This is a genomic window from Halobacillus sp. BBL2006 (assembly GCF_000786645.1).
Taxonomy (GTDB): Bacteria; Bacillota; Bacilli; order Bacillales; family Halobacillaceae; genus Halobacillus.
Window position 1 is genome coordinate 1 of sequence record NZ_JRNX01000334.1, and the last position, 8,927, is coordinate 8,927.

Annotated in this window: 11 protein-coding genes; 8 read left to right on the forward strand and 3 right to left on the reverse strand. The window is 40.8% G+C overall.

What is annotated here, in order from left to right; translation table 11 throughout:
- Both LD39_RS10600 and LD39_RS10605 read left to right on the forward strand, forming a co-directional pair.
- The coding region (locus LD39_RS10600) for a tRNA (guanosine(46)-N(7))-methyltransferase TrmB (RefSeq protein WP_035546081.1) at positions 1 to 276 on the forward strand (276 nt) is incomplete at its 5' end.
- A 68-nt stretch (positions 277 to 344) separates the two neighbouring features.
- Positions 345 to 1,202, forward strand: coding sequence for an MBL fold metallo-hydrolase (locus LD39_RS10605; protein WP_035546083.1), 858 nt, complete (start codon positions 345 to 347; stop codon positions 1,200 to 1,202).
- Between the two features lie 50 nt (positions 1,203 to 1,252).
- Here LD39_RS10605 and LD39_RS10610 read toward each other — a convergent pair whose 3' ends face one another.
- Positions 1,253 to 1,570 (reverse strand): PepSY domain-containing protein, encoded by a 318-nt coding sequence (locus tag LD39_RS10610; RefSeq protein WP_035546085.1) that lies wholly within the window; start codon positions 1,568 to 1,570, stop codon positions 1,253 to 1,255.
- Between the two features lie 152 nt (positions 1,571 to 1,722).
- Between LD39_RS10610 and LD39_RS10615 the strand changes: the two genes are divergently transcribed.
- Both LD39_RS10615 and LD39_RS10620 read left to right on the forward strand, forming a co-directional pair.
- Positions 1,723 to 2,790 (forward strand): M42 family metallopeptidase, encoded by a 1,068-nt coding sequence (locus LD39_RS10615; protein WP_035546086.1) that lies wholly within the window; start codon positions 1,723 to 1,725, stop codon positions 2,788 to 2,790.
- Between the two features lie 96 nt (positions 2,791 to 2,886).
- Entirely contained in the window at positions 2,887 to 3,387 is a 501-nt protein-coding gene (locus LD39_RS10620; RefSeq protein WP_081988413.1) for a DUF84 family protein, read from the forward strand.
- A gap of 39 nt (positions 3,388 to 3,426) precedes the next feature.
- Here the strand turns inward: LD39_RS10620 and LD39_RS10625 are convergent, their stop codons facing one another.
- Together LD39_RS10625 and LD39_RS21785 are read right to left on the reverse strand one after the other, a co-directional pair.
- Positions 3,427 to 3,867 carry a YtoQ family protein gene (locus LD39_RS10625; protein ID WP_035546089.1) on the reverse strand — a complete coding sequence of 147 codons (441 nt, stop codon included), beginning with the start codon at positions 3,865 to 3,867 and terminating at the stop codon, positions 3,427 to 3,429.
- 117 nt (positions 3,868 to 3,984) lie between these two features.
- Positions 3,985 to 6,117, reverse strand: a complete 2,133-nt coding sequence (locus LD39_RS21785) for a methyl-accepting chemotaxis protein (RefSeq protein ID WP_052158819.1) — start codon at positions 6,115 to 6,117, stop codon at positions 3,985 to 3,987.
- A gap of 191 nt (positions 6,118 to 6,308) precedes the next feature.
- Here LD39_RS21785 and LD39_RS10635 point away from each other — a divergent pair, with 191 nt between their 5' ends.
- The 4 genes from LD39_RS10635 to LD39_RS10650 all read left to right on the forward strand — a co-directional run.
- Positions 6,309 to 7,337: a PTS transporter subunit IIC gene (locus tag LD39_RS10635; protein WP_035546091.1), complete on the forward strand. Its 1,029-nt coding sequence runs from the start codon at positions 6,309 to 6,311 to the stop codon at positions 7,335 to 7,337.
- 33 nt (positions 7,338 to 7,370) lie between these two features.
- On the forward strand, positions 7,371 to 7,688 hold the full coding sequence (locus LD39_RS10640; RefSeq protein ID WP_035546092.1) for a thioredoxin family protein: 318 nt from the start codon (positions 7,371 to 7,373) through the stop codon (positions 7,686 to 7,688).
- Between the two features lie 130 nt (positions 7,689 to 7,818).
- Positions 7,819 to 8,637, forward strand: coding sequence for a DUF1444 domain-containing protein (locus LD39_RS10645; RefSeq protein WP_035546094.1), 819 nt, complete (start codon positions 7,819 to 7,821; stop codon positions 8,635 to 8,637).
- A 3-nt stretch (positions 8,638 to 8,640) separates the two neighbouring features.
- On the forward strand, positions 8,641 to 8,927 hold a 287-nt coding region (locus LD39_RS10650), incomplete at its 3' end, for a DUF4479 family protein (RefSeq protein ID WP_035546096.1).

The following is an 8,927-nucleotide window of genomic DNA, read 5'->3' on the forward strand; positions in this document are numbered from 1 at the left end:
AATAAGCATGAGAAAAGAAGACTGACATTCCATACGTTTTTGGACCAATATGAAGATGTCCTTGTACCTGGCGGAGAAATTACGCTTAAAACGGATAACAAAGGGTTATTTGAATATTCACTTATCAGCTTTTCTCAGTATGGCATGGTCTTAGAAGATGTTTCCGTCGACTTGCATGCGGACGAGGACCCTTTAAATGTACCTACAGAGTATGAAGAGAAGTTCTCAGAAAAAGGACAGCCCATCTATCGTTGTCGAGTACGTTTTAAAACATGATACCGTTTACATCGGCTCTAGTCATTATGGTAGACTAGAGCTATATTTGTATAGAAGGGGATGTTGATATGGAATCGATGCAGGTTGGACGTGCTAAGCTCACATGGCTGAACGGTGGTGTCACTCATATGGATGGAGGAGCGATGTTTGGTGTCGTACCGAAGCCGTTGTGGTGTAAAAAGTATCCGGTCAATGATAAGAATCAAATCGAGCTTAGGACGGACCCGATTTTAATAGAGGTTGATGGAAAGCGGATGGTTGTTGACTCAGGTATGGGCAATCATAAATTGACAGACAAACAGAGACGGAACTTTGGAGTAAAGGAAGAGTCGAGCATCGAGGAGTCTTTAAAGGAACTTGGTTTGACAAGGGGTGATATTGATTTTGTCCTCATGACACATCTGCATTTCGACCATGCGTGTGGGCTGACGATGTGGGAGGGGGAGGAACTTGTCCCTGCATTTCCTCATGCAACCATTTATACGAGCAAGACTGAGTGGGATGAGATGCGAAACCCTAATATGAGATCGAAGAACACTTACTGGGAAGAAAATTGGAAACCAGTGATCGAACATGTACATACTTACGACACATCCATTGAAATCTTACCTGGGTTGAAAATGATTCATACGAGCGGCCATAGTAACGGTCATTCGATCATCCTCTTTGAAGATGGCGAAGATACGTTTATACACATGGCAGATATTATGCCGACTCATGCCCATCAGAATGTACTTTGGGCATTGGCCTATGATGATTATCCTGTGACCTCCGTTCACGAAAAGCAGAAATGGATGGGCTTTGGCTACGAGAGACAAGCATGGTATGTCTTTTATCATGATGCCCATTACCGGGCTTTAAAGTTTGATGAGAATGGTGAAGTCATCGACCAAGTGAAGAGACATGCTTATCCATATGAGGATTAAATGCAAAATAAGAGCCCTCGCAATCAGATGCAAGGGCTCTCTTATAATCGTTAAGCAGTTGTTTCAGCGACATCAACGATGGTGCCTGTTTCCGTATCAATATAAAATTCAAATTGAGAAGTTTCACCGTCTTGATTCTTGGAAATTCCACCACGGTAAACATCGTAGTTAATGCCATTTTTATTCAATTCTTCAGGTTTCATGTAAATCCATGAACCGCTGATCGGTCCCTGTTTCTTGAACGCCTCTTTAGCAATCTTTAATGCTTTCTCAGGCGTTACGCTTTGATTGCTGCCTAATTGCTCTTTTACAACATAGCCGGCCAGTGCTCCTACACCAGCAGCTATTGCGACTTTTTTCCAATTCATCAACCAATCACCTCACAACTTATTTCTAATCTTCAGTATACTAAAAATTCCCGTTAAAAGAAAATCAAAACATATCTCTTGCGGATTTGTAGAAACGTTTTCAAAGTTCCGTTAAAATAGAAGCAGACGTATAAGAAGGAGATGTACATACGATGAATGTTGAGACTAGAGAGCTTTTTAAGACGTTAACTGAATTACCGGGTGCTCCTGGTAATGAACATCTGGTAAGGAAATTCATGAGACAAGAGTTAGAAAAGTATTCAGATGAAATCGTCCAAGATCGTCTTGGCGGAGTATTCGGACTTCGCGATGGGAAAGGGCCAACCGTAATGGTAGCCGGTCATATGGATGAAGTTGGATTCATGGTGACTAAAATTACTGACAATGGAATGCTTCGTTTCCAAACGCTAGGGGGCTGGTGGAATCAAGTTTTACTGGCTCAGCGTGTCCAAGTCATTACTGACCGTGGTCCAGTGGTGGGGGTTATCGGCTCAATTCCACCTCATAATTTAACACCTGAACAAAGAAAGAAACCAATGGAAATAAAAAATATGCTGATTGATATCGGCGCCGATGATCGAGAGGATGCTGAGTCAATTGGAATCAAGCCAGGCCAGCCCATTGTTCCAATCTGTCCGTTTACACCTATGGCCAATGATAAGAAAGTATTGGCGAAAGCCTGGGACAACCGTTACGGCTGTGGTCTTTCTATTGAGCTTCTTAAAGAACTTCAGGACACTAAGCTGCCGAATAAACTCTATTCAGGTGCAACCGTACAAGAAGAAGTCGGTCTACGCGGGGCACAGGTAGCTGCAAACATGATTGATCCTGATATCTTTTATGCGTTGGATGCCTCTCCAGCAAACGATATGAGTGGGGATAAGAAAGAATTCGGGCAGCTTGGTAAAGGGGCTCTATTGCGTATTCTTGATAAATCGATGGTAACGCATCGTGGAATACGCGACTTCATTTTGGATACGGCGGAGACGCATAATATTCCATACCAATACTTCATCTCTCAAGGTGGTACAGATGCCGGAAGAGTGCACATTTCCAATAATGGGGTACCATCTGCAGTTGTAGGAATCTGCTCTCGCTATATCCATACTTCTTCCTCAATCATTCATGTGGATGACTATGCTGCTGCAAAAGAGCTTCTAGTTCATCTAGTGAAGACGACAGATCAAAACACGGTTGATTTGATTAAGAAGAACGTATAGCATTTAAAAAAGTCACGTAATGCTAATGATGGCATACGTGACTTTATGCTATGATAGTCAAATAAAGAATGGCAAAAGAGAAAGGTGCATCAAATGGTGAAAATTTACGTCGGGTCACAAAATCCTGCAAAAATTGATTCAGTCAAACAAGTTTTTTCTGAAGATGAAGTGGTGGGTATGGATGTAGAATCCAAGGTCGCTGCTCAGCCGTTTTCAGATGAGGAAACATTAGAAGGGGCGATCAATCGAGCGCGCGAATGTGCCGCCATGAATAAAGGAAATTTTGGGATAGGCTTAGAGGGTGGCGTGATGGAGATTGAGGATGACCTTTACTTATGTAATTGGGGTGCCCTGGTTGATAATAAAGAGAATGTCTTCACGGCAAGCGGAGCCCGTATTCCTTTACCAGATGAAATTAAGAAAGAGCTGGAAAAAGGAAGAGAACTCGGAGATGTCATGGATGACTATGCAAATAAAAACGATGTACGAAAGAATGAAGGGGCTATCGGTATTTTTACAAACGGTGCCATTGAACGTGAAGAGATGTTCAGACACGTTGTAAAGTTACTAAAAGGTCAGTGGGAATTCTATCAATAAAAAAAGGTGTATCCATTCCGTGGATACACCTTTTTTTTATTATTCATAGATATAGCTGAGAACATCTAAAGCCTGTTCAATCGTTTCTACGGTAACATTCGCTTGATTGGATAATTCTTTTAGTGGATGGACAAGTGACTCCGGCCTAACGAGAATTAATGGTTTACGAAGTTGAATGGCAGCACTGGCATCCATCGCTGTATTCCACTGTTTATATTGCTCTCCGAATAAAGCAATCACAGCATCCGCCTTTTGGAGAAGAACTTGAGTTCTGAAGTTATTCACGCTTGATGCAGCGTCATCCCGGTACACTTTGTCAGGCTGCTTGCCCATGATATCTTCCCCGATATCGTCTGAGCGTGCGTGATTTTCCTGTGGACCTACGAAATGAATAGGTAAGTCTCGTTGGTTGGCTTTACTTTTTAGTTGTTCACGCCAGTCATCATGAATTTGACCAGCCAAATAAACCGTTAATTCCATACCACTACCTCCTCAAAATAGATCTATTGTAAGTATGTAACAGGAGAAGTACTCTGTCCAGCAAGGAAACTTATGGAATGAAAACCCCTCCACACGATTTTGGTGAAGGGGATTTCATCAGGACGATTTCCGGTCGTTATAATAGAGGTCCTGTTCGTTTCGTCCTTCATTACGATCATTTAGGGAAGAAAGCAATTCATCTTGTTCTTGAATAGCTGTTCTTTCATCACTACTATGAGAATCATCCCATTCTTCAAACGTCTCTGCTTGGTTTTCCTGTATAGTGAATTGACTCACTTCAGCAGAAAGTTCCTGAGATAATCCTTGAAGATCGTTTGCAGAATGATTGACTTGTTCAATAGACAACACCTGGTTTTCGCTCGACGCCGCAACTTCTTCAGCAGTTGCTACGGCTTCTTCTGAAATAACGCTAATATCTTGCAATTTTTGTTTCACATCCTCATTTACTTGTTCAACTCCGTTTACAGCATTTTTCACTTGGAGAATTTGAACATTCATGTCTTGCACATGATTAGATATTCGGTGGAAGGCGTCCTTCGTTTGATTGACCGCCTCGTTCTGAGACGTTTGATAGTGGTCGAATTTTCCTGCTTCTTCCGAAAGAGTAGACATTTGTGCGGTCATACTCACGACCAATTCTTGAATGCTTCGTGCTTCCTGTTTAGAGCGTTCAGCCAGTTTCCTTACCTCATCGGCAACGACTGCGAAACCTTTTCCAGCTTCACCAGCTCTCGCAGACTCAATGGCGGCGTTCAAAGCCAATAGATTTGTACTATCGGCAATGTCTTCAATAGTAGCAACAATCTTATGAACTTGCTGAGATTGGTTTGAAGCGCTGTTTACTTCTGTAGACATGTGGGAAGCAAGGTCTATAAATGAATTTGACGTTTGTTCAAGATCAGCTATTGTTTTAAGTCCTGATTTTCCTTCAAGTTCAGCATCTCTTAATCTTGCCTCTATATCACGAGTAGCAGATTTTGTGTGTTGGATAGCTTCAGAAACTTGTTCCATTGATCTCGCACTCTCCTCAATCTTCTCTGCTTGCTGTTGAGAACCTGTAGCTAAATGATTAATCGCATCATTTACTTCTTGGGCTTGAGTTGTTGTCTGTTCCGATACAGAAGCAAGCTGTTCAGAAGATGTATTCAACACACCTGTCGCTTGTAAAACTTTTTTTACCGATTGCTCCATTTTCACAGCCATTTGATTGAACTGTGCACCTAATTCAGACATTTCATCTTTAGAGTCTAGTGTAATCCGGTGAGATAGATTTCCTTCTCCAATAATACCTGCACTTTCTTTGAGTGTACGAATTGATTTTGTGATGGAGCGAATAAGCAAATAACCAGTCACAAATGTAATTATGAGAAGGATAGAACTAATGACAGAGAGAAAAACAAACGTAAACCTTTTCAATTCTTGCTGCTCGGTTGTAATAGTGGAGTTGATTTCTTCTGCGGATTCGATTACTTGATTCACTTGATTGACAACATTCGAGCCAATGTGTTCAAACGAAGAACGGATGTCGGCAGCCTGATTATATGTACTATTCATAGAGTTTAACGTTTGCTCATATTTTAAAAGATTTCTGTTTAAAGTGGCAGCTTGTTCACTGGTTAAGTTCACCGATTCAGCAGTGCTCTTAAATTGGTCAGTCGTTGACTGAAAAGTGCCGAACGTTTCATCAGTAGGATTATTCAAAAAGGATTGCTCAGCTATTTTGAGCTGAAGTAACTCATTTCGTAGTGCAGGGCTGGCAACGCTATCGACAAAATTTGTAAAGTCCTGGTAAGAGTTATCAATGAATTTGTACATGCCTTCGTTATTAGAAAAACCGACTAATTTGAACATGTTAACTAGTGGATCCAGTTCTTTTATGTACTGATCTGCACTCTTTTTAATTGCAGAAAATTCATTAGCAATAGCTGGATATTTTGAGTATTTTTCAGCATAGCTGGAAGAAGAATTTTGGACTCGTTTAATCGAATTTTTTATTGCTTCCGCCTGTTTTTTACCGGGATTATTGAAAAATGCCTGCTGCTCAACTGAAGTAGCTGTCATCAGATACTTAATATCCTCACTATCTGCTAAAGCCTCTTGGATAAACCGACTCTTATCCGCCATATTTGATTGTTTGTTTATAAAATATGTAGAAAAACTGATTAGAACGCACAAACCTACTAATGATAATACTAGGATAATTCTCACGCGACTTCTGATTGATTTCATATAGACACTCCTTTAAAAATTCGGAAATTTCTCTATTTATTCAACAATTATAGAACTTTATATCTATCAAAACAATGGTTATTAAGACTTATGTGAAGTTAAGGTTGAATAGGTGAGCAAAATCAACCTGAAGTGTATTTACACATGTTAAATTAAAGTATATTATTATTATCGGTAAAAGGGGGACAATGATGAAGCAGTTTTTAGAGCGAAAAGGTGTTCGCATCTCTATTCATTCTTATTTAATTACAGCTCTTAGCTATATGGCTCTTGGTTTGTTCTCATCTTTAATCATGGGATTAATCATGAAAACAATTGGAGAGCAAACAAATTTGGGGATCGTCTCTCAGTCCTTGATTGAGATGGGTACGTTTGCGATGGATACAAAAATTTGGGGAGGCGCAATAGGAGCTGCGATTGCTTTTGGTTTAAAAGCTCCACCCCTGGTCATATTCGCTGCTTTGTTTAGTGGAGCTCTAGGCGCTGAACTTGGAGGTCCTGCGGGAAGCTATATTGCAGCATTAGCAGCTACAGAATTTGGGAAAATTGTTAGTAAAGAAACGAAAATAGACATTATTCTTACACCGTTTGCAACAATAACCGTAGGTTTTTTAGTTGGTTCATTGATTGGACCGCCCATCGGGAGTTTTATGACTAAATTTGGAGAAGTCATTAATTGGGCAACCCTTCAACAGCCCTTAATTATGGGAGTCCTCGTGGCGGTTTTGATGGGGTTGGCTTTGACCGCTCCTATTTCCAGTCTAGCTATTGCTCTTATGCTATCTTTAGATGGGGTTGCAGCTGCGGCTGCTACGGTAGGCTGTGCTGCTCAAATGATTGGTTTTGCGACCATCAGCTATAGGGACAATGGATTTGGGGGATTCATCGCTCAAGGCATCGGAACTTCTATGCTTCAAATTGGCAATGTTGTGAAGAAGCCGATAATCATCCTTCCACCAACGATTGCGGGTGCCATCCTGGCTCCTGTCGCAACGGTCTGGCTGTCCTTAGAAAACAATGCAGCAGGGGCAGGAATGGGGACAAGCGGTTTGGTTGGTCAAATCATGACCTTTGAGTCGATGGGGTTTTCCTGGGAAATTGCTGGTGCGATCTTTATCCTCCATTTTTTAGCTCCAGCTCTGATCAGTGCTCTTCTAGCGATTTGGTTTAGAAAGAAAGGCTGGATCCAGCCTGGAGACATGAAAATTGAATATGAATAAACCTATGCTAGAATAATGGTGGAGGTAGATATAATGATTACGCTTGAGTCTGATAGACACTTGAAAGAATTAATTGAAAACCAATCTGTTGTTCTGCTTTTCTCAGCTGATTGGTGTCCAGATTGCAGGATTATCGAACCGATCATTCCAGAATTGGAAGAGGAATTCAATGAATGGTCATTCGTGTATGTAAATAGAGATCAGTTCATACACATTTGTGCAGAGAACGACGTCTTCGGTATACCTAGCTTCATTGCTTTTAAAGAAGGGGAAGAAGTCGGCAGGTTCGTAAGTAAAGACAGAAAATCGAAAGAAGAAATTGAAGAATTCTTACTTCAAGCAAGTAAATAAACAAGCTGTGCCCTCGCACAGCTTGTTTACTTTTTTCAGCGGCTAATGATGTGTATAATAGGATGAGGTAACGGCAGAATGATGTTTAAACTCCAAGTCCATTTCTTCCATAATTAAAGGAGGAAAAAGAATGAAGATGACAAGTATTAAGATGAAAAAGAAATTAGAAGAGCGTCTGCAAAACGATCAATGGAAAACATTCTTTAATCGTGATAAAGATACATTCCGGATTGAATGGCGTGAATCAGGGAAAGGAATTACCATTACCCTTCCGAATGTGATTTCAAAATACGAATCACGCGGAGAGGAAGCATTGGATGAATTAGAAGATCATGTGCAGGAAGCTTTAAGGGTCATGGATGAAACCCACCATCTGACTGGAAAAGAGGAAAAGATCTTTCCTGTAATCCGAGCAGCATCTTTTCCGACAGAAACGGAAAGCGGAAAAAAGCTTGTTTTTACTGAGCATACAGCTGAGACAAGGGTTTACTATGCCTTGGATCTTGGCAAATCATATCAATTGATTGATGAGTCCATGCTCGAAAAAGAGAACTGGACGAAAGATCGAATGAAAGAAGTGGCTAGTTTTAATGTCCGCTCTTTACCAGTAGAAATGAAGAAAGATACCGTATATGGAAACGACTTCTACTTCCATTCTACACAAGATGGTTATGATGCCAGCCGAATATTGAATGAAGTGTTACTGGAAGAATTGAAAGCGGAATGTAAAGGGGAACTCGCCATCAGTATACCTCATCAGGACGTTATCATTTTTGCAGATGTCCAAAACCCAGAAGGGTATGATATCATCGCTCAAATGGCTATGAAGTTTTTCGCTGAAGGAACAGTTCCAATTACTTCCCTCTCCTTCTTGTACGAAGACAAGCAGCTGGAACCTATTTTCATTCTTGCCCAGAAAAAACCGAAACAGAACCGAAAGGAAGATTAGGATATGGATGTGTTTTACAATCAAAAAGGAATTGGTGATGTACTGATCATCCCGATCAAGGAAGGCGACCGAAACACGATCAAGCACGAGCAATACGGTGATGTTGTAAAAATCACGGATCGTAAGGATGGATCGTTGTTAGGTTATAATATTTTTAACGCTTCGACCTATTTCAATATTCCAAGCCAGGGAAAAATGCGTCTGACAGAAGAAATGCTTGCCCCGATTAAAGATTTATTTTCCAGGAATGAGCTAAATGATGTGCTGGATTTCGACTTGAGCCCTAAATT